This is a genomic window from Anaeromyxobacter paludicola (genome assembly GCF_023169965.1).
GTDB lineage: Bacteria > Myxococcota > Myxococcia > Myxococcales > Anaeromyxobacteraceae > Anaeromyxobacter_B > Anaeromyxobacter_B paludicola.
Genome location: NZ_AP025592.1, coordinates 3232182 through 3251822, shown reverse-complemented (window position 1 = coordinate 3251822; position 19641 = coordinate 3232182). Strand labels below are relative to the sequence as shown.

At 71.1% G+C, this 19641-nt stretch carries 15 protein-coding genes and 1 tRNA gene; 6 read left to right on the top strand and 10 right to left on the bottom strand.

The features are described from left to right. The first annotated feature begins 206 nt into the window (after positions 1–206). On the top strand, positions 207–875 hold the full coding sequence (locus AMPC_RS14545; protein ID WP_248342010.1) for a DsbA family oxidoreductase: 669 nt from the start codon (positions 207–209) through the stop codon (positions 873–875). 287 nt (positions 876–1162) lie between these two features. Here the strand turns inward: AMPC_RS14545 and AMPC_RS14540 are convergent, their stop codons facing one another. Together AMPC_RS14540 and AMPC_RS14535 are read right to left on the bottom strand one after the other, a co-directional pair. Beyond that, on the bottom strand, positions 1163–2455 hold the full coding sequence (locus AMPC_RS14540; RefSeq protein ID WP_248342009.1) for an OmpP1/FadL family transporter: 1293 nt from the start codon (positions 2453–2455) through the stop codon (positions 1163–1165). Between the two features lie 10 nt (positions 2456–2465). Beyond that, positions 2466–5456: a hypothetical protein gene (locus AMPC_RS14535; protein ID WP_248342008.1), complete on the bottom strand. Its 2991-nt coding sequence runs from the start codon at positions 5454–5456 to the stop codon at positions 2466–2468. 228 nt (positions 5457–5684) lie between these two features. Here AMPC_RS14535 and AMPC_RS14530 point away from each other — a divergent pair, with 228 nt between their 5' ends. Beyond that, complete coding sequence (locus tag AMPC_RS14530; protein ID WP_248342007.1) at positions 5685–7715, top strand: (Fe-S)-binding protein; 2031 nt, start codon at positions 5685–5687, stop codon at positions 7713–7715. A gap of 36 nt (positions 7716–7751) precedes the next feature. Here the strand turns inward: AMPC_RS14530 and AMPC_RS14525 are convergent, their stop codons facing one another. The 8 genes from AMPC_RS14525 to dnaA all read right to left on the bottom strand — a co-directional run bounded on the left by AMPC_RS14525 (position 7752) and on the right by dnaA (position 16952). Continuing rightward, positions 7752–8591 (bottom strand): hypothetical protein, encoded by an 840-nt coding sequence (locus AMPC_RS14525; protein ID WP_248342004.1) that lies wholly within the window; start codon positions 8589–8591, stop codon positions 7752–7754. Further along, positions 8588–9067, bottom strand: coding sequence for a zinc metalloprotease (locus AMPC_RS14520; protein WP_248342001.1), 480 nt, complete (start codon positions 9065–9067; stop codon positions 8588–8590). The genes AMPC_RS14525 and AMPC_RS14520 overlap by 4 nt, the downstream gene beginning before the upstream one ends. Positions 9068–9165: 98 nt before the next feature. After that, positions 9166–9239, bottom strand: a tRNA-Gln gene (locus AMPC_RS14515). 97 nt (positions 9240–9336) lie between these two features. After that, complete coding sequence (locus AMPC_RS14510; RefSeq protein WP_248341999.1) at positions 9337–10332, bottom strand: 3-oxoacyl-ACP synthase III family protein; 996 nt, start codon at positions 10330–10332, stop codon at positions 9337–9339. A gap of 45 nt (positions 10333–10377) precedes the next feature. Then, positions 10378–12765, bottom strand: coding sequence for a DNA topoisomerase (ATP-hydrolyzing) subunit B (gyrB, locus tag AMPC_RS14505; protein WP_248346331.1), 2388 nt, complete (start codon positions 12763–12765; stop codon positions 10378–10380). A 211-nt stretch (positions 12766–12976) separates the two neighbouring features. Further along, entirely contained in the window at positions 12977–14089 is a 1113-nt protein-coding gene (gene recF, locus AMPC_RS14500) for a DNA replication/repair protein RecF (RefSeq protein ID WP_248341998.1), read from the bottom strand. 127 nt (positions 14090–14216) lie between these two features. Further along, on the bottom strand, positions 14217–15338 hold the full coding sequence (gene dnaN, locus AMPC_RS14495) for a DNA polymerase III subunit beta (RefSeq protein WP_248341996.1): 1122 nt from the start codon (positions 15336–15338) through the stop codon (positions 14217–14219). Positions 15339–15578: 240 nt separating this feature from the next. Further along, complete coding sequence (dnaA, locus tag AMPC_RS14490) at positions 15579–16952, bottom strand: chromosomal replication initiator protein DnaA (protein ID WP_248341995.1); 1374 nt, start codon at positions 16950–16952, stop codon at positions 15579–15581. Between the two features lie 306 nt (positions 16953–17258). Between dnaA and rpmH the strand changes: the two genes are divergently transcribed. Genes rpmH through yidC form a run of 4 tightly spaced genes read left to right on the top strand, consistent with a single transcriptional unit; the run spans position 17259 to position 19638 of the window. Beyond that, positions 17259–17408 (top strand): 50S ribosomal protein L34, encoded by a 150-nt coding sequence (gene rpmH / locus AMPC_RS14485; RefSeq protein ID WP_248341994.1) that lies wholly within the window; start codon positions 17259–17261, stop codon positions 17406–17408. 11 nt (positions 17409–17419) lie between these two features. Then, the gene (gene rnpA, locus AMPC_RS14480; RefSeq protein ID WP_248341992.1) at positions 17420–17770 is read left to right on the top strand and encodes a ribonuclease P protein component; all 351 of its coding nucleotides are present in this window, start codon (positions 17420–17422) and stop codon (positions 17768–17770) included. Continuing rightward, a complete protein-coding gene (gene yidD / locus AMPC_RS14475; RefSeq protein ID WP_248341991.1) occupies positions 17767–17994 on the top strand; it encodes a membrane protein insertion efficiency factor YidD in 228 nt (75 codons plus the stop codon). Before rnpA ends, yidD begins: the two co-directional genes overlap by 4 nt. 3 nt (positions 17995–17997) lie before the next feature. Next, a complete protein-coding gene (gene yidC, locus AMPC_RS14470; protein ID WP_248341990.1) occupies positions 17998–19638 on the top strand; it encodes a membrane protein insertase YidC in 1641 nt (546 codons plus the stop codon). Positions 19639–19641 lie beyond the last annotated feature (3 nt).

Here is a 19641-nt window from a genome sequence, read left to right as displayed (position 1 = left end):
CCGTGCGCCTCCACCTCCGGCACCGGCGGGTCGGCGCGCGTTCCCCCCGGATTGCGCGGGGTTGCCCCCTCGGAGGTGGGGAGGGATCCCCGCGAGCCCCTCGTGACCGGGATCACTTTGTCCCGTCTTTTCGGTACATTAGGGAGTAACAGCTCGCTCGGCCGTCCCTTTCTGGGGGGCGGGGTGGCCGCTAAGATGCCGTCACCGTGAACCCGAACCCGCGCGAATCATTCCCGGTGGACCTGACGCTGTACGGCGACGTCGTGAGCCCTTGGTGCTGGCTCGCCGAGAAGCGGGTGCTGCAGGCGGTGAAGCTGCTCGACGGCTACTTCGCCCCGCTCCGCCACGCGCCGTTCCCGCTGCGCCCCGAGCCGGCCGCCCCCAGCCCGGCCGAGCGGCGGGGCATGGCGCGCGAGGTCCGCAAGGCGGCGCGGCAACCGGACGGCGCGTTCCTCTCCCCCGACCTCTGGACGACCGGGGACGCGCCGAGCTGCTCCGTGCCCGCGCTGGTGGCGCTCGCCGCCGCCCGGATGCAGGGGGCGCACTGGGAGGAGGTGCTGCGGGAGCGGCTGCGGGAGGCGGCGCTGGTGGCCGGCCTCAACGTGTCCCGCCACGACGTGCTCATCGAGGTGGCGGCCCGGAGCGGGCTGCAGATGGACCGGTTCGTCGCCGCCCTCCACGCCCCCGGCACCGAGCGCGCCGTGCTCGACGACTACCAGGAGGCGGTGGAGAACGGGGTCGAGGCCGTGCCCGCCCTGGTCATCGGCGAGGAGTGGCTGGTCTGCGGGGCGCGCGAGGCGGGCGAGTACCTCGAGATCCTGCGGAGGTACATCGAGTCGCGCTCGGGGCTGGGCGGGAGCCAGGTGGTGCACTGAGGGCGAGGCGGCGGTGCCTGTCCCGGCGGTGCCCGGCGGTGCCGTTCCGACGGTCCCGGCGACGGTGCCGGGCGACGGTGCCGGAGACTCACGTACCCTGGGTCCGTTCCGTGCGCCAACCCGGCGGCTTCCCGGCAGAAAGCGGCTGCTGCGCCCGCGCCGGCGAGCGGTGCCGGAGATTCTCCTACGCTGAGTACGCGCGGCGCTTCAACCTCGCATGAGCCCGAAAGAAAAACGGCGGCGGCTCCGGAGAGCCACCGCCGTTCGCGTCTCGCCCTTCGCGCCGGCTAGCGGAAGAGGTTCGCCGCGGTGCGGCCGTCGTCCTGGGCCAGCTTCGGCCCGACCGGCACGTGCCAGCTCACGCCGATGCTGTAGACGTTGGCGCTGTCCTTGTAGACGCCCGGGAAGCTCACCGAGTTGGTGGCGTCCACGGTGTCGTACATGGCCCGGAAGAACGCCGCGTCCACCGACCAGCCCGGCAGGAAGGCGTAGCCGGCGCCGACCGAGACCGCCCAGAGCGAGGCGTCCGGCAGGGTCGGCGAGTAGTGGTTCGCGTCCGAGGCCCCGGAGTCGTGCAGGAACCCGGCGCGCGCGGTCAGCCCCTGCACCGGCGTGGTCCACTCGGCGCCGAAGCGGAAGAGGTGGCCGTTGCCCCAGCTGCGCGGCACCTCGATGGTGACGCCCTGGTTCCCCTGGAACGTGTCGGTCCGGTACACGACGTAGCGCTCGAAGGAGTACTGGCCGGTGAGGAGGAGCTGCGGCACCACCCGGTAGGCGAGCCCGACGTTGAGGTAGTTCGGGACCGTCAGCTCATGGGTGACGGCCTGGTCCGCCGCCTGCCCCGCCAGCGCCGGCGGGACGTTCAGGAAGGTGGCGTTGCCGGTGAGCTTCTGATCGCCCTTGTGCTTGTAATCGAGGCCGATCGTGAACGGCACGTCGCGCAGCGGCGTCCACTCGAAGGAGAGGTCGTAGCTCCAGGCGTCGCCCGAGGTCCCGAGCTTCCCGTAGCCCTGGGTGGAGATGAAGTCCACCGAGCGGTCGAGGAGCTCGGTGGTGCGGTAGTAGACGACGCCGGCGCCGAGCTTGAGCCCCGGGACGAGCTGGAAGCCGCCGGAGAGGTAGCCGGCGTACACCTTCCGGTTCACGCTGATGATGTCGGTGCTGCCCGGCCAGTCGTTCCGCCAGTAGACGTTGCCGCCCGCCGGGATGTTGAAGCCGGCGCCCACGCCGAAGCGGTGGCCGGCGATGGCGCCGCCGTAGGAGGCGTAGATGCCCGGCGGGAAGACGGCCTTCGGGTACATGCTGGCGGCGGTCGGGCTCACGCCGGCCGCCTGCTGCGCCGCGGTCGCCGTCCAGTCGCTCCGCAGGTCGATGAGGCTGCCGCCGAGCACGAGGTCCACGCCCTCGAGGCCGGCGAGCGCGGCCGGGTTCCGGTAGACGGCCGCCGCGCCGTCCTGGGCGGCCACCGCCGAGTCGGCGAGCGCGAGGTCGCGCGGGTTGTAGTTGGGGACGCTGTACCCGCTCGCGAGGGCGAGGACGGGCAGCGCGAGGAGGGCAAGTGCGGTGATGGGCTTGCGCATGGTCGGTCCTCTAGTGCGTGGCGGGAGGGGTGGTGAGCAGGCCGGCCAGCCACCCGGCCGCGTCCGACTGGCCGTTCGCGGTGGCGGTGGGGTCGACGCCGTTCAGCAGGAAGCCGTGCGCGGGGTTGTTCGTTGCCGGATCAGAGCTCGGCGGCGTACACGCGCCCGGAGTGCCCGCGCCGGCCACGGTGTAGACGGTGAGCGGGTTGGCCCCGCCCGGCGTCACCCCCGCCTGCTCGAACAGGAACGCTTCGAAGGGGTTCGTGATCACCTGGTCGCAGATCGCGTACTGCCCGTAGATGGCCTTGCCGGACTGCGCCGCGCCGGTCGCGGAGAGCGGGTTCGCCAGCGTCGGGTGGGTCGCGTCGCCGGTGAGGTGGCCGGCAAAGTTGATGGGATCGGCCCCGTCGAGGATCCACTTCGCGAGCTGCAGCGCCTGCAGGTACTGCGGCGTGCCCACCGTGACGCCGATGGAGGCGAAGATGGGCGCGAGCTGCGGCTGGAAGGTGGGCGAGTTGGTGAAGACGTCCACCAGCGTGCCGCCCGGCACGTTCAGGACCGCCTTCGAGATGCGCGGGTCCACGGCGGTGTTGAGCGTGCCGAGGATGCCGCCGAGCGACTGGCCGACCCAGTAGACCTTGGTCGGGTCGATGGCGACGCCCTTCGTGGCGAGCTCAGTCGAGACCGGGTTGGCGGCCGCCGCCGAGAGCGGGGCGAGCGCGGCGATGAGGGCGGAGTGGTCGAGGATGTCCTCGCGGAGCGCGTCGCGGGTGGCGAAGAAGTTCGCCGTCACGAAGTACTTGCCGGAGGTGGCCACCTGGCCGGTGCCGCAGGTGCCTGTGGGGTAGAGCTTGTTCAGCCCGCTCGCCGGGAGGGTGCACTTCGGCGTGCCGCAGCTCGTGACGCCCGGCGCGCAGGCGCAGTCGGCGTCGGCGGCGCAGAAGGCGCGCTCACCGTGCAGCGGTGCGTCGATGGCGACGGTCACGAAGCCGGCCGTCGAGAGGGCGCTGGCGATGGCGAAGACGTTGGTCTTGTTCTGCCCGAGCCCGTGCTGGAACACGACGAGCGGCAGCTTGGCGCAGGCGCCGGGGCTGGCGGTGCACGAGGTTGCGCCCAGGATGGCGGGCACGACCACGAGGGCGTTCAGCGAGCCCGGCGTCCACTTGGTGTTGTCGGGGTTGAGCGCGCCGGTGGTGGCGTCGATGGGGTTGAGGGTCGGCATCTTCGCCGAGAAGACCTCGGCCACGTTGGCGCTCGGGACGCCGGGGGGCAGCGCCGCCGCAGTGAGGGCCCCCGGCACCATCAGCGGCGCCACCGTCGAGGAGTACGGCACCGCCGCGAGCTGCAGCGCCGGGTGGGTGATGCCCTGCGTGCGGAAGGTGTAGGCCATCACCACCGTGGTGGGGTCGATGCCGGCCGCGGCGACGCCAGCCTGCGTGGCGAGCCGGATCTGCTCGATGCCGGCCGCCTGCGCGTCGGAGACGCCGGGGAGCTGCGACTTGCCGCTCACCGAGACCGGGTTCTTGAACTGCAGGATCTTGCCGAGCGTGCTCGGGACGAGCGGGGTGCCGTTCGCGTCCTTCACCTTGTTGGTGACGACGACGAGGTACTCCGTCCCCTCCTTGAGCGGCGGGACCGAGTGGATGAGCAGCGGCGGCTGCGCCGGGATGGCGGGCTGGAGGCCGATGGCGGTGGAGACGCAGGCGTCGTCGTAGCCGCTCGGGCCCGGGGCGCAGGCCGAGGTGGTGGTCCCCTCCTGCGTGATGGGCGGCGGCTCGGAGACGTACTGCGCCTTGTGCGCGCCGCCGGTCGTGAGCTCGTCCACGAGGTCGTAGAGCCGCGCCGGGGCGCTCGGGGTGGAGAAGTCGAAGAGCTGCACGCTCGCGCTGTTGACGGTGTTGGCGCGGATCGGGCCCGAGGTCTGGGCCAGGATCATGGCCGTGGTGCTGAAGCCGTCGAGGGTGGCGAGGCCGGCCGCAGTGGGGCAGCTGCCGCTGGCGTCGACATTGCCCCCGCAGAAGGCCGGGTTGTTCACGATCCGGTTGGTGGCCGGGTCGATGAGGAAGTCGGAGGGGAGCGGCATCTGGCCCGCGGTCGGGTCGGCGAGCACCACGGCGCCGGCAGCCGGGGCGATGGTGAAGCCGGTGATCACCGCGAGCTCGCGGTGGGGGATCCCGACCTGGTCCATGAGCTGGAACGCCGGCACGAGCGGCTCGCGGACCGCCTCGAGCTGCTGGCCGAAGGCGGCGGCGGTCTTGGGGTCCGGGTACTTGAGGGCGAGCAGCGCCTGGTTGGCCGGGTCGGCGAGGTTCTTGTCCTGGAGGAGGAGGTACATCGCCGCCTCGGGCTGGATGTCCTTCCCGTCCTTGGTCTTCACGCCGCTGGCGCCGCCGCGGATGGCGACGACGAACTTCCCCCCGGCCGGCCAGCGGCGAGCGCCGGTGGTGGTGTTCTTCTTCGGATAGATGGAGAGCGTGCCGTGATCGGCGAGCTTGACGTAATTGCCTGCGGACAGGGTCTCGATTGCAACGGGCAGCGCAATCTGATTGCCATTCTGGTCGAGGATGGGCTGGCAGGTCTTTCCCTGGGCGGCCTCCGCCCCGAACGGACATCCCTGCGCGACCTGGAACACCGCCAGGGTCGCGCCGGCGCCGGGCGCCGCCTTGAAGGTGGTGAGGTCGAGGTCGGGCGCGGTGCGGGCGCGCGGCGCCACGGTCACCGCCTCGGTGAAGAAGTCCACCGTGACCGCCACCTCCTGGTCGTTCGGGAAGCCGCCCGCCTGGTTGAAGGCGGTGAGCAGCTCCTTCTGCGCGCCGCTCGTCGCGGCCACGTTGGCGCGGGCGAGGTCGTTCGGCAGCGGGATGGCCGGCGGGCTGGCGGAGGGATCGAAGGCCGCGTAGGTGACGTTCGCCGGGTTGGCGTGCTGGTTCACGTCGGGCGTGCAGGCTGCGAGGAGCCCGAGAACGGCGAGGGTCGGGGTGTAGCGGCGGAGCGACAACATCGGCTGCCTCCACGGAAGGTTGAAAGAAGGCTGGACGTGCAGCCGAACAAACGAACAAAAGCATGCTCGTTTGGCAAGCAAATCGTCCGTTTAAAACCCGTTTGGCATCGAATTGCCGCAACGCGCCATGACGCCGGGTGCTGACCCGTACCGAACGTGACGCGGCGCGGCGCGAACCCTGAAAGGATTCTTGTGCCCCCGGGAGGGCCCCCGTACCGTCCCGCCTGCATGAGCCCGATCGCCACCACCGCCCTGATCCTCATCGCCGGCTCGTTCTTCGCGTTCACCGTGACGCGCCGCTTCCTGCCGCTCCTCGCCCTCCGCCGGGAGGACCGGCTCGACCGCGGCGGCGAGCGGCTCGACTCGCTGCTCCGGTTTGGCTTCGGCCAGAAACGGATGGTCGATCCCGGCGAGAAGCGGCCGGGCTACCTGCACGTCGTCGTCTTCGCCGCGTTCCTCGTCCTGGCGCTCCGGACCATCACGCTCTTCGGGGTGGGGTTCACGGAGGGGTTCCACCTGCCCCTCCTCGCGCCCGAGGCGCCCTTCGGCCGGGCCTACGGGTTCGTGAAGGACGTGATGGTGCTCGGCGCTCTCGTGGCCGCCTCCGCCTTCCTCTACCGGCGCACGGTCACCCGGCCGGACCGGATCACCCTCTCCTGGGAGGGCAACCTCATCCTCGGCTTCATCATCGGGCTCATGCTCACCGACATGGCCTTCGACGGCGCCGAGCTCGCGGCGGCGGGGAGACCGTTCACCTGGTGGGCGCCGGCCGGATCGATCGCCGCGGCCTTCTTCTCGTTCCTGAACCTCTCGCCGGAGACGCTCCGCCTCGTGGGGCTGGGCGGCTTCTGGCTCCACCTCGCCATCATCCTCACCTTCGGGAACTTCCTCCCCTACGGGAAGCACTTCCACATCCTCACCGCCCTGCCGAACGTCTACCTGCGCGCGCTGCCGCCCGCGTCGGCGGCGCTCCGGAAGCTCGACCTCGAGAGCGAGACCGCGAGCTTCGGCACGCAGACCGTGAAGGACCTCTCCTGGAAGGAGGCGCTCGACGTCTACAGCTGCACCGAGTGCGGCCGGTGCCAGACCCACTGCCCCACCTACGTGACCGGCAAGCCCCTCTCGCACAAGGAGGTGAACCGCGCGGTGAAGCACCACCTCATCGAGAAGGCGCCGGAGCTGGCCCGGCTCGCGGTCTCGAAGGACGCGGCCGAGAAGGAGGCGCTCGCGGGCGCGCTCCCGCCGCTCGTCGGCAACGTGCTCCCGGCCGAGACGGTCTGGGCCTGCACCACCTGCGGCTGGTGCGAGACCGCCTGCCCGGTCCTCATCGAGAACATCCCCCGGCTCGTGGACCTGCGGCGCCACCAGGTGCTCGTCGAGTCGTCCTTCCCCGACGAGGCGGCGCGCATGTTCAAGGGGGTGGAGACGCAGGGCAACCCGTGGGGCATCGGCTCCAACCGGCGCACCGAGTGGTGCGAGGACCTCGAGGTGCCGCGAGCCGCGGACGGCGGCGACTTCGAGTACCTCTTCTTCGTGGGCTGCGCCGGCGCGTTCGACGACCGGCAGAAGAAGGTGTCGCGGGCCATCGTGCGCATCCTGCGGGCCGCCGGCGTGAAGTTCGCCATCCTCGGCGAGGAGGAGACCTGCAACGGCGAGGCGGCCCGGCGGCTCGGGAACGAGTACCTCTACCAGCAGCAGGCGCAGGCCAACGTGGACAAGTTCCACGAGCGCGGGGTGAAGAAGGTGCTGGTGCAGTGCCCGCACTGCCTCAACACCATCAAGAACGAGTTCCCGCAGTTCGGCGGCCGCTTCGAGGTGGTGCACCACACCGAGCTCATCGCCGGGCTGCTCGCGGCGCGCCGGATCACGCCGGCGCAGGCCGACGGGCTCGGCGGGGCGCGGGTCACCTTCCACGACCCCTGCTACCTCGCGCGCCACAACGGTGTGGTGGACGCGCCGCGCGACGCGCTGCGCACCGTGCCGGGGATCGACCTCGTCGAGATGGCGCGCAGCGGGCGGCAGGGCTTCTGCTGCGGCGCGGGCGGCGGGCGGATGTGGCTCGAGGAGAAGCTCGGGACGCGGGTGAATCAGAACCGGGTGGCCGAGGCGGCGGCCACGCTCGGGGAGGCGGGCGGGGTGGTCGCGACCGGCTGCCCGTTCTGCCTCACCATGGTGAAGGACGGCATCAACGAGACCGGGCGCGAGGACCGGCTCAAGGTGATGGACGTCGCCGAGATCGTGGCGGCCGGGCTGCGGTAGCCGCGGCGCCGCCCCCGCGGGCCGGCGGGGGCCGGCTCAGCCCCGGGGCATCGCCCGCGCGCAGGCGTCGAGGCGCCGGCGGACCTCGGCCTCGAGGGCCTCGAGGTCATTGCCGGAGCGCGGGTCGGCCCCCATGCAGGTGAGGAGCGCGTCGTAGGCCGAGGCGCGGTCGCGCCCCAGGGCGGCGTAGTCGATCTGTCGCGGGACGGGGTCCCCGTCCGGGCCGGGCCGGAAGGCGCCGTAGAGCCCGTCGGACCCGGGGAGCAGCTCCTCCTTGAGCGCGAACAGCCGCCGCATCGCCCTACGGAAATCAGCATTTCCGCGGTGCCGGAGATCCTCGCGGAGATCCTCGCGGGCGGCCGGCTCGAGGTGCCGGAGGCCGGGCATCACGCCGGTCAGCGCGGCCACGCCGCCGAGGGCGGCGCGGACGAAGGGGACGTCGGTGGCGGTGAGCCCGTAGAGGTACCAGTCCTCCCCGCAGACCGCCTCGACCAGCTCGGCCTCGGCCTCCGAGAACCAGGAGTGGCTCGGGCAGAGGAAGCCCTCGCAGGTCGGGACGTCGTAGGCCCCGCAGGTCCGGAGGTCGGCGCCGCCGGTGACGAGCGGGTGGGCGAGGCAGCCGATCCGGGAGCGCGCCGGGTCGAGGTAGCCGAGCAGGGGACAGAGCCGCACCGAGGGGAAGAGCGGCGCCTCCTCCTTGGCCGAGAGCCGCGCCGCGGCGGTCCGGAAGGCGGGCTCCGTCCGAGGTGTCCCGGCGAGCACCTCGGTGTGGCGCGCCAGGATCGCCTCGACCGCGGGGCGCGAGTGGTCCACGCGGTTGTAGAGCCCGCAGCAGGCGCCGCACGAGGCGGCGCGGCGCTGGCAGAGCGGCGTCACCCCTCCAGCCCGGCGGCCGCCCGGCAGGGTCGGCAGAGCGCCGGCTGCTTCCGGTCCGCGTCCGAGGGCCGCTGCGAGGGGTACATGGCGCAGCGCGAGTCCTGGCAGTGCAGCAGCCCGAGGAGGTGGCCGAGCTGGTGGACCGCCTCGGCCGCGACGCGGTGCCGGAGCTGCTCCGGCGGGACCGGCTGCTCGCCCCGGAGCCGCGCCAGGCTCACCACCGCGCTCTGGTCGCTCCGATCCGCGTCGCCGAGCACGTAGGGGCTCTCCGGCTCGAACAGGTCGGCGTCGGTGATGCCGAGCACCGGCAGCCCGTCGCGCCGGCCGCGCAGCGCCGCCAGCCGGCGCAGCACCGCGGCGGCGTTGTACTGACCCCGATCCTTGTTGAAGGCGTAGCTCGGCCGGTCCTGCGCCGGCGCCCGCTCCGGCCGGCACGCCGCGGCGACGCGCACCGCCTCGCCCACCTGCGCGAGCAAGGCCGCCTCTACCGGCCCGAGCGCGGCGAGGAGCACGCGCTCCGGCCGGGCGGCCGAGCGCAGCTCCGCCCGCTGGTTCTCGGCCCGCCCGCACGGCTTGGTTGAGGCGGAAGGATTCGAACCTTCATGAGCAGATCCAAAGTCTGCGGTCCTGCCATTAGACGACGCCTCAGTGACCTGTCGAGCCATGGTTCCTCACCAGGCCCGGGGCCGCCCTCTCCCGGCGCGCGCTGGGCGCGCCGTCCCTTACGACACTCGGGCAGTCCGTCTCACCAGCGTACCAGCGCGCTGGCCCAAGTAAAGCCCGCCCCGAACGCCGCCAGGGCGACGAGGTCGCCGCGCGCCACGCCGCGCGCCGCCACGCCCTCGGCGAGGCAGAGGGGGATGCTGGCGGCGGTGGTGTTCCCGTACTTCTGGATGTTGTTGAAGACCCGCTCGTCCGGCAGGCCGAGCGACCGCTGCACCATCTCGCTGATGCGCAGGTTCGCCTGGTGCGGCACGAGGAGCTTCACGTCGGCGGCGGTGAGGCCGGTCGCGTCGAGCGCCTCCCGCACCACCTCCGGCATCTTCACCACCGCGTGCTTGAAGACCTTCTGGCCCTCCATGTGCGGGTAGATGGCGCCGGAGTCGATCTGCGCCTGGTTGGCGCGCGGGCTGTAGACCGAGCCGGGCGCGTCGGTCCAGAGGTCCCTCGCGAAGCGGCCGTCGGCGTGCAGGCGCGTCGCGAGCACGCCGCGCCCCGGATCGTCGGTCGCCTCGAGCAGCGCCGCCCCGGCGCCGTCGCCGAAGATGACGGCGGTGTCGCGCCCGCGCGTGGAGACGTCGAGGCCGGTGGAGTGGACCTCGCTGCCGACGAGGAGCACGCGCCGGTACTGGCCCGTGCGGATCCAGGCGTCGGCGATGGAGAGGCCGTAGAGGAACCCGGTGCACTGGTTCCGGATGTCCACCGCGGGCACGCCCGGGATGCCGAGCTTGGCGTTGAGGAAGCAGCCGTCGCCCGGGAACATGTGGTCGGACGAGAGGGTGGCGTAGACGATGGCCTCGATGTCGCTCGCCTGCCAGCCGGCCTGGTCGAGCGCGCGCTTCGTCGCCTCGCACGCGAGGTCGGAGGCGCCGACGCCCGGCTCCACCCAGTGCCGCTCCTCGATCCCGGTGCGCTGGCGGATCCAGTCGTCGCTCGTGTCCATGAGCGTCGCGAGCTCGTGGTTGGTGACCACGCGCGGCGGGACGTAGGTGCCGATGGCGGCGAAGGCGGTGCGCGGCATGGGGTCGTCCTTCCGGTCTCCGGCCGGTGGGCGCTGCGGGCCGGGCTAGATGTCGAGGTTCTGCACGTCGAGGGCGTGCTTCTCGATGAACTCGCGCCGCGGCTCCACCGCGTCGCCCATCAGCACCGAGAACACCTCGTCGGCGTCGATGGTGTCGTCCACGCGGACCTGGAGCAGCGTCCGCTTGGCCGGGTCCATGGTGGTCTCCCAGAGCTGCTCGGGGTTCATCTCGCCGAGCCCCTTGTAGCGCTGGATGGTCTGGCCGGAGGTGGCGGCGCGCTTGAGCGCCTCGACCGCGGCGAAGACGTCGTCCACCTCCTCCTCGCCGGCGTCGGTCTTGAGGAGGTGCGGCCCCGCCCCGAGCTCGGCCACGTTGGCGTGGAGCGCGGAGAGCTCCGTCCACTCCGGGCCGGAGAGGTAGTCGAAGTCGAGCCGGGTCTCGCGCGGCGCGCCCTGCACGGTGGTGTCGAAGAGCAGCAGGTCGCAGTCGTGCTCGGCGTCGCGCTCGATGCGAGCCGCCTTGACCTCGAGCTCCGGGTGGAGCTTCTGCGCCTTCTCGTAGATCTTGTCGGCCTGCTGCTTGAGCGCGGCGTGGTCCTTGAGCAGCGCCAGGTCGAGGTCGCCCACCTGGATGGCGGCGTCCACGATGCGCCCGTCGCGGCGCCGGTCGGCGCGGTCGAGGAGGGCGCGGTAGGCGATGGCGTCCTGCGCCAGCTTCTTGAGGTCGGACCCCTCGACCGTCACCTCGCCGGCGACGAGCGACGACTTGGCGGTGGCGAAGGAGAGGAGGAACTCGTCCATCGCCTCCTGGTCCTTGAGGTAGTTCTCCTTCTTCCCCTTCTGCACGCGGTAGAGCGGCGGCTGGGCCACGTACAGGTAGCCCTTCTCCACCAGCTCCGGCATCTGCCGGAAGAAGAAGGTGAGGAGCAGCGTGCGGATGTGGGCGCCGTCCACGTCGGCGTCGGTCATGATCACGATCTTGTGGTAGCGCGCCTTGTCGGGATCGAACTCCTCGGGCCCGATGCCGGTGCCGAGCGCGGTGATCATGGTCGCGATCTCGGCCGAGCCGAGCATCTTGTCGAAGCGCGCCTTCTCCACGTTCAGGATCTTGCCGCGGAGCGGCAGGATGGCCTGGGTGCGCCGGTCGCGCCCCTGCTTGGCGGACCCGCCTGCGGAGTCGCCCTCCACGATGAAGATCTCGCACTCGGCCGGGTCGCGGGACTGGCAGTCGGCGAGCTTGCCGGGGAGCGAGGCGCCGTCGAGGGCCCCCTTGCGGCGCACCGTCTCGCGGGCCTTGCGGGCGGCGATGCGGGCGCGCGCCGCCTCGGAGACCTTGGCGCAGATGCGCTTGGCGATGGGCGGGTTCTCCTCGAGGAAGGCGTTGAGCCGGTCGTTGAGCATCTGCTCGACGATGCTCTTCGCCTCGGTGTTGGAGAGCTTGGTCTTGGTCTGCCCCTCGAAGCTCGCGCCCGGCAGGCGCATCGAGATGACGGCCGCCAGCCCCTCGCGCATGTCGTCGCCGGACGGGACGTCGTCCTTCAGGTCCTTGAAGAGGTTGTTCTTGGTCCCGTAGGCGTTGATGGTGCGGGTGAGCGCCGCCTTGAAGCCGACGAGGTGCGTGCCGCCCTCGTGGTTGTGGATGTTGTTGGCGAAGGCGAAGACCTTCTCGTCGTAGCCGTCGTTCCACTGCAGCGCGATCTCGACCGAGGCGGCGCCGCGCTCGGTCTCGATCTCCTGGCGCAGCGCGATGGGCGGGTCGAAGAGCGCCTCGCGGCTCTTGTTGAGGTAGCGGACGAACTCGCGGATGCCGTCCTTGAAGTGGAACTCGTGCCGCTTGCCGGTGCGCTCGTCCTCGACGGTGATCTTGAGGCCGGCGTTGAGGAAGGCGAGCTCGCGGAGGCGCCCGGAGAGCGTCTCGAAGCTGAACTCCTTCACCTCGAAGATGGTCGGATCGGGCTTGAAGGAGACCTTGGTGCCGTGGCGCTGCGTCTCGCCGATGGGCGAGACCTTGGCGGCCGGGTTGCCGCGCTCGTAGCGCTGCGCCCAGACCTTGCCGTCGCGGTAGACCTCGACCTTGAGCCACTCGGAGAGGGCGTTCACGCAGGTGACGCCGACGCCGTGGAGACCGCCCGACACCTTGTAGGCGTTCGACTCGAACTTGCCGCCGGCGTGGAGCTTGGTCATGACCACGTCGAGCGTGTCCATGCCCTGCACGGTCGGGTGCGGGCCGACCGGGATGCCGGAGCCGTTGTCCACCACCGTGATGGAGTTGCCGGTGTGGATGGTGACGTTGATCTCGTCGCAGCGGCCGGCCATCGCCTCGTCGACCGAGTTGTCCACGACCTCGTAGACGAGGTGGTGGAGCCCGCGCTCGCCGATGTCGCCGATGTACATGTGCGGCCGCTTGCGGACCGCCTCGAGCCCCTCGAGCACCTTGATGGTGTCGGTGCCGTAGTCGCCGTTCCCGTTGGTGGCGCCGTCCGCGCCGGCGCCCGACCGCTCGGGCGTGGGGAGCTCCTCCGGACGGGGGGCGGTGCTACCGGTCGTTTGCTCAGGATTATTCATGGCTTAGCCGAACGACAGGGTATACCAGAGCCACGGGGTTGCCGCAACTGGCGCGAGCGGTCGCAAGGGGCTGATCCGGCTAGGGAAAAAGCGGACCGAAGCGCCCCGCCTCCACCTTGTAGAAGGTGGCCTCCGGCCCCGCCGCCGGCTCGAGCAGGCGCCGGTCGGTCGCGGTGAGGAACGCCTGCGCCGGCAGCGTCGCGAGGTACTCGAGCAGGTAGCGGTTCTTCTGCGGATCGAGCTCGGAGGAGACGTCGTCGAGCAGGAGGAGCGGCGGGCGGCCGAGCGCGTGCCGGAGGTTCTCGATCTCGGCCACCTTGAGGGCGAGGACGATGGCCCGCTGCTGCCCCTGGCTGGCGTAGAGCCGCGCGCCCCGGTCGTTCAGCCCGAGGACGAGATCGTCCATGTGCGGCCCGGCGCTGGTGTAGCCGCGCTCGAGGTCCCTCGCGAGCCGGCGCTCCAGGATTTCGCCAAGCCGGGCGCCGAGTTCGGCCTCGTCGCCGGCACTTAGCTCCAGTCCTCCGGCACCGCGATAGGCGAGGCTCACCGCCGGCGCGCCGGGGCCGGAGATCTCGGCGAAGGCGGCGGCGACGCGCGGGGTGAGCTCCCGCAGCAGCTCCCTCCTCCGCAGGAGGAGCCTCGCCCCGGCCCGGACCAGCGGCTCCCGGAAGCTCGCCTCCACCTCCGGCACCGCGCCCCGGAGCGCCGCGTTCCGGGAGCGGAGGGCCCGCAGGTACTCGCGGGCCTCCCCGAGCACCGCCGGCCAGCGGTTGAACGCGGCGCGGTCGAGGAAGCGCCGCCGCCCCTCCGGGCCCTGCTTCACGAGCGAGAGGTCGTCGGGCGAGAAGCAGACCGCGGCGAGCCCCTCGAAGTAGCTGTCGAGCCGGTCCTGGGCCTTGCCGTCCACCGTGGCCCGGCGGCCGGTCGAGTCCACCTCGACGGCGATGGTGCGCGATCCTCCGGCACCGGCGAAGTCGCCCGACACCACCGCCTTCGCCTCGCCGAAGCGGACGAGCTCGGCGAGCCTCCCGGCCCGGAGCGGCTTCAGGGTGGCGAGGAGGTAGACCGCCTCGAGGAGGTTGGTCTTCCCCTGGCCGTTCTCGCCGATGAGGATGGTGGCCCGCGGGCTCGGCGCGAGGTCGGCCGAGGCGATGTTGCGGAAGTCCCGGATCGCGAGGGAGAGGAGTCTCACAGCGGCGACCCGTTCATCTGAGCCTCCAAAGTCACCGCGGCCGCCGTGAGTCGAGCTCCGGCGCCTGACGGCGCCTCTATCGGGGGGAGAATTCTCCCCCCCCACCCCCCCAACGCAACGCTATCGATCAGATGCGCATCGGCATGATGACCGCGGTGTAGCCCTCCTCGGCCACCGGGCGGACGACGCCCGGGGAGAGGTCGTCGGCGAGCTCCACCTGGACGTTCTCGACGTCGAGCGCCTCGAGCACGTCGGTGAGGTAGCGGGCGTTGAAGCCGATCTTGAGCGGCGCGCCCTCGTAGCCGACGGCCAGGTCCTCCTTGGCCTCGCCGAGGTCGGGGTTCTGGCTCATCACCTTGAGCGCCCCGGGCGCGAGCTCGAGCTTCACCGCGTGGGCCTTGTCGGAGGAGAGGATGGAGACGCGCTTCAGCGTGGAGAGGAGGTCCACCCGCTTCAGGTTGAAGATCTTCTCCTGCTGCGCCGGGATGACCTGGCGGTAGTCGGGGAAGACGCCCTCGATGAGCCGCATCATCAGGGTCACGCCCGGCCGGCGGTAGACGGCGTTGTTCTCGACGAAGCCGAGCTCGCCCTCCACCGGCGTTCCGTCGCCCTCCTCTCCCTCGGCGAGCAGCTTGCGGAGCTCGGTGAGCCCCTTGCGCGGGAGGATGACGCCCTTCTTCAGGCCGAAGTCGGCGTCGGTCTTCCGCTCGGCCAGGGAGAGGCGGTGGCCGTCGGTGGCCACCATGCGGAGGAGCCCTTCGGACGGGTCGAAGAAGACGCCGTTCAGGTTGTAGCGGGTCTCGTCGGTCGAGGCGGCGAACTGGGTCCGCTCGATCATCTCGATGAAGAGGTCGGTCTTGAGCGGCGCGAACTTCACCTTGTCGAAGCGCGGCAGCGCCGGGAAGTCCTCGGCGGGCAGGCCGACCAGCTTGAACTCGGAGGCGCCGCTCTTGAGCTCGAGGTAGTTGTTCGAGGCGCGCTTGAGCGTCACCTGGTCGCCGGGCAGGGAGCGGACGATGTCGTGGAGGTGGCGCGCCGACACGGCCAGGGCGCCGTCCTTCAGGACCTCGCAGCGGTGCTCGCCGATGACGGTGACGTCGAGGTCGGTCGCCGAGACCTTGAGCCCGCCGTCCTTCTTCGCCTCGAGCAGCACGTGCGAGAGGCTCGGCATGGTGGACTTCTTCTCGACGATGCCGAGGGACCGGGCGAGGGCGCGCGCGAGCTCGGCGGAGGCGATCTTCAGTTCCATTTGAGAAACCTCTCTTCTCTTTTCATTCCGAAGAAGACGTAGGGAGCGTCCCGTTGTGGAGAAGACCCCGGAGCATCGAGAACGACTCGCGAATCTTAGCGGGAAACTCGTGGGGAAAACAGCCGAGCCGCGCGGTGGAGAAAGTGGCGAGGGGAGGCGCCCGATCCATCCCCAGACGATCCTCGCCCCGTTCGCACGCCGACCCCGGCGCCGTCCACGAGGCTGTCCACATGCCGGCGATCAAGAACCGCCGAGCACGGTGCGCAGCTCGTCGATGGAGGCGCGCACGGCCGAGTCGGTGTCGTAGAGCTCGGAGACCTTCTGCACCGCGGCGATGACGGTGGTGTGGTCCTTCTTGTTGAACTTCTCGGCGATGGTCTGGTACGTGTCCTTCGCCAGCTCGCGGCAGAGGAACATCGCGATCTGCCTGGGAAGCGCGATCTTCTGCTCGCGCGAGGGGCTCGTGAGCTTCGCCACGGTGAGCCCGTTCTTGAGCGCCACGGCCTCCTGGATCTTCTCGATCGACGGCTTGTAGCCGGGCGGCGGGATGTGATCGGAGAGCACGTCGCGGGCGAGCGCCTCGGTGATCTTCTCCGCCTTCAAGGAGGCGAACGCGGCGAGGCGCATGAGCGCGCCCTCGAGCTCGCGGACGTTGGAGCGGATGTGGGTCGCGAGGAGCTCGGCCACCAGGTCCGGCAGCTCGATGGCCTCCACCTCGGCCTTCTTCTTGAGGATGGCGGCGCGGGTCTCGAACTCCGGCGTGTCGATCTGGACGCGCATGCCCCAGCCGAAGCGGGAGCAGAGCCGGTCCTCGAGCCCCTTCAGCTCCTTGGGGCTGCGGTCGCTCGAGAGGACGATCTGGATGTTCTGCTCGTAGAGCGCGTTGAAGGTGTGGAAGAACTCCTCCGCCGTCTTCTCGCGCCCGGCGAAGAACTGCACGTCGTCCACGAGCAGCGCGCCGCACTCCCGGTACTTCTTGCGGAAGTCGGCCATGGTGCCCTTGGACAGGGCGTCCACGAAGTCGTTGGTGTAGCGCTCGGACGAGACGATGGCGACGCGGGCGCCCGGGGTGGCGAGCGGGATGGCGTGGGCGATCGCGTGGAGGAGGTGCGTCTTCCCGAGGCCCGACGAGCCGTGGAGGAAGAGCGGGTTCCAGTTCTTGCCCGGCTTGGCGGCGACCGCCTGGGCGGCGGCGACCGCGAAGCGGTTCGACTCGCCGACCACGAAGGTCTCGAAGGTGTAGCGGGGGTTCGGGCGGGCGTCGCGCGAGAAGGCGTCGGCCTCGGCGGCCGGAGTGACGACGGGAGGCGGGGCGATCGAGGGCTGGGCGCTCGCCGCCGGCGAGGGCAGCCGGGGCGCGTCGTCCACCACGAACTGGATGCGCAGGCGCTCGCCGAGCACGCCCGGGATCACCTCTTCGTCGAACCAGTGGCGGTAGTTGTCGTCGACGAAGTCGCGGTGGAACTTGTCCGGGGCCGCGACGGCGAGCCGCTCACCGTCGAGGGCGACCGGGCGCAGCGAGCGGAACCAGCGGCCGTAGAGGTCCTCCCGGAGCCTCGCGCGGAGGTGATCGTCGAGCCGGGCCCACTTTTCCTCTGCTTCGGAAGGAGCCATGCGTGCTCGTGATTCCATGCGAGTCGTTCCCCCGGGACATAGATCGCCGGTGCCGCTGAGCGATCAGCAGCCTTCGGCGGTAGCTCGAGTGAAGGGCGGGTTCCCGGCCCGGTGACGTGGTGGTGAATCGGTCGGGCGCAAGTTAGCCCCGGCCTGCAAAGCAGATCAAGGGTGACGTACAGCACGCGGGAAAGAGGATGGTTTTGTCCAGGTGCCGCACCGGTGGGGATGCGTGGGTCCCGGAGCGGGGGCCAAAGGCCGCGCGATCCTTGACAGAGCGCGGCCGATCAGGGAGGTTGCCGCGCCATGAAGCGGACTTATCAACCCAAGAAGGTGAAGCGGAACCGGACTCACGGGTTCCTGAAGCGTTCCTCCACGGCCGCCGGCAAGAACGTGCTGAAGCGGCGCCGCGCCAAGGGCCGCAAGCGGCTCACGGTCTCGGCTCCGAAGAAGTAGCGGTCGTTCGCGTGAAGTTCGGGAAGGCGGCGCACCTGCGGCGCCGGCGGGAGTACCTGGCCGTTCAGGATCGCGGCCGGCGGCTCTTCGCTCGCGAGCTGGTGGTACTGGCCCTCCCGAACCGCTGTGGCAGGGCGCGGCTCGGCATCACCGTCTCCTCCAAGGTGGCGAACGCCGTCGTGCGAAACCGGATCAAGCGCTGGGTGAGGGAGGCCTTCCGGGCGAGGGCGGGCGATTGGCCTGCCGTCGATCTGGTGGTGATCGCCCGGTCCGGCGCCGATTCGGTCGGCCTGGACGGCGCCCGCGAGGCGCTCGCGTCGGCGCGGCGCAAGCTCGCCGCGGACGGGGGAGGTGCGCCGTGATCCGGTGGCTGCTCCTCGCCCTGATCCAGCTGTACCGCTGGCTCGTGTCGCCGCTCCTGCCGGCGGCCTGCCGTTTCCATCCGAGCTGCTCGTCCTACGCCGCGACCGCCGTGCGGGAGCACGGGGCCGTGCGCGGCGGCTGGCTCGCCGTGCGGCGGCTCGCCCGCTGCCATCCGTTCTGCGAGGGGGGCATCGATCCGGTGCCGGAACCCCGTAAGAGGTGAAGCTTGGAACCTGACAACCGCCGCATCCTCATCGCCGCCGCCATCTCCGCGGGGATCCTCGTGCTCTGGCAGGTGGCGTTCCCGCCGCCCAAGCAGGCGCGCCACGCCGTCAACGTGACGGCCGACGCCGGTCAGCCGTCGGTGCCGGAGAAGGCGCCGGCGCCGGTCGCGCCCGGTTCTCCGGCGCCGACCCCCGGCGCCGCCGCGGCGGTCCCGGTGAACGCGCCAGAGGAGCTGGCCGTCCTGGAGACGCCGCAGTTCAAGGCGACCTTCTCGAGCCACGGCGGCGCGCTCAAGAGCTACCTGCTCAAGGGCGAGAAGTTCCAGAAGGACCTGCACGGAGCCGCGGTGCCGGTGGACCTGGTCCGCCAGGGGCCGGGGGAGCCGCTGCCGCTGTCCCTCTCGGTGGCCGGGCCGGAGGGGCTCGCGACCGACCCCGCCGCGCGCGCGCCGATGAAGCTCGTCTCGCACGACGACCGCTCCGTGGTGTTCGAGGGAGCGGTGGGGCCGTACTCGGTCCGGAAGCGGTTCGAGCTGGGGGCGCGGGAGTATGAGATCCGGCTGGCCCTGCAGGTTTCCGGCGGTGCCGGAGGTCCGGGGGCGGTGACGGTGCTCTACCCGGGATGGGTCGATCCCAACCAGCCGAAGCCGGGCTTCTTCTCCGGCGGCGCCGCGCCCGACACCGTGCAGCCGGTCTGCCGCGCCGGAGACAAGACGGTCCGCTTCGGCGGCAAGGAGCCGATCGAGCGGGTGCCGGGGGTGCCGGGCTGGGCGGGGCTGGACCAGCACTACTTCGTGTCGGTGCTCCTGCCGACCAACGCGACCGGTGACTGCGTCTTCGCCAAGGGGCTCGGTGCCGGAGGTGCCATGGCCGCCCTGCGGGTCCCGGTGCCGGGGGCGGGGCTCGACGCCGGCTTCGACCTCTTCGCCGGGCCGAAGCAGCTGGATCTCCTGCGGTCCTACGGGCGCGGGCTCGACAGCGCCATCGACTACGGCACGGTCACCAACCTCTTCGCCTTCTTCGCGCGCATCCTCCTATGGGTGATGCGGGCCTTCGAGCACGTCGTCCACAACTGGGGCGTCGCGATCATGCTCCTCACGCTGGTCGTGAAGGCGCTGCTCTACCCGCTGACCCATCGGTCGATGCAGTCCATGGCTGAGGTCCGCCGGCTCCAGCCCGAGGTGGACAAGCTCAAGGCCAAGCACGGCGACGACAAGGAGAAGCTCAACCTCGCCGTGATGCAGCTCTACCAGCAGCACAAGGTGAACCCGCTCGGTGGCTGCCTGCCGCTGCTGCTCCAGATGCCGGTCTGGCTGGCGCTGTACGCCACCCTCCAGACCTCTGTGGAGCTCTACCGGGAGCCCTTCCTCTGGATCCACGACCTCACGCTCAAGGACCCCTACTACATCCTGCCGATCGCGATGGGCCTCTCGAGCTTCGTGATGCAGAAGATCTCGCCGCAGCCGGCCGACGCGGCGCAGGCCAAGATGATGCTGTACTTCATGCCCATCTTCCTCACGTTCATCATGATGAACCTGGCGGCCGGCCTGACGCTCTACATCCTCGTGAACAACGTCCTGTCGATCGCCCAGCAGCAGGTGATCATGCGGCGCCAGGCGGCGGTCGAGCCGGCGAAGGCCTGAGGG

What these genes read in the sequence shown, in the direction of transcription:
- AMPC_RS14540 (WP_248342009.1), bottom strand. Translation starts at nt 2,455, where the DNA reads ATGCGCAAGCCCATCACCGCACTTGCCCTCCTCGCGCTGCCCGTCCTC.
- AMPC_RS14535 (WP_248342008.1), bottom strand. Translation starts at nt 5,456, where the DNA reads ATGTTGTCGCTCCGCCGCTACACCCCGACCCTCGCCGTTCTCGGGCTC.
- AMPC_RS14530 (WP_248342007.1), top strand. Translation starts at nt 5,685, where the DNA reads ATGAGCCCGATCGCCACCACCGCCCTGATCCTCATCGCCGGCTCGTTC.
- AMPC_RS14510 (WP_248341999.1), bottom strand. Translation starts at nt 10,332, where the DNA reads ATGCCGCGCACCGCCTTCGCCGCCATCGGCACCTACGTCCCGCCGCGC.
- dnaN (WP_248341996.1), bottom strand. Translation starts at nt 15,338, where the DNA reads ATGGAACTGAAGATCGCCTCCGCCGAGCTCGCGCGCGCCCTCGCCCGG.
- dnaA (WP_248341995.1), bottom strand. Translation starts at nt 16,952, where the DNA reads ATGGCTCCTTCCGAAGCAGAGGAAAAGTGGGCCCGGCTCGACGATCAC.
- rpmH (WP_248341994.1), top strand. Translation starts at nt 17,259, where the DNA reads ATGAAGCGGACTTATCAACCCAAGAAGGTGAAGCGGAACCGGACTCAC.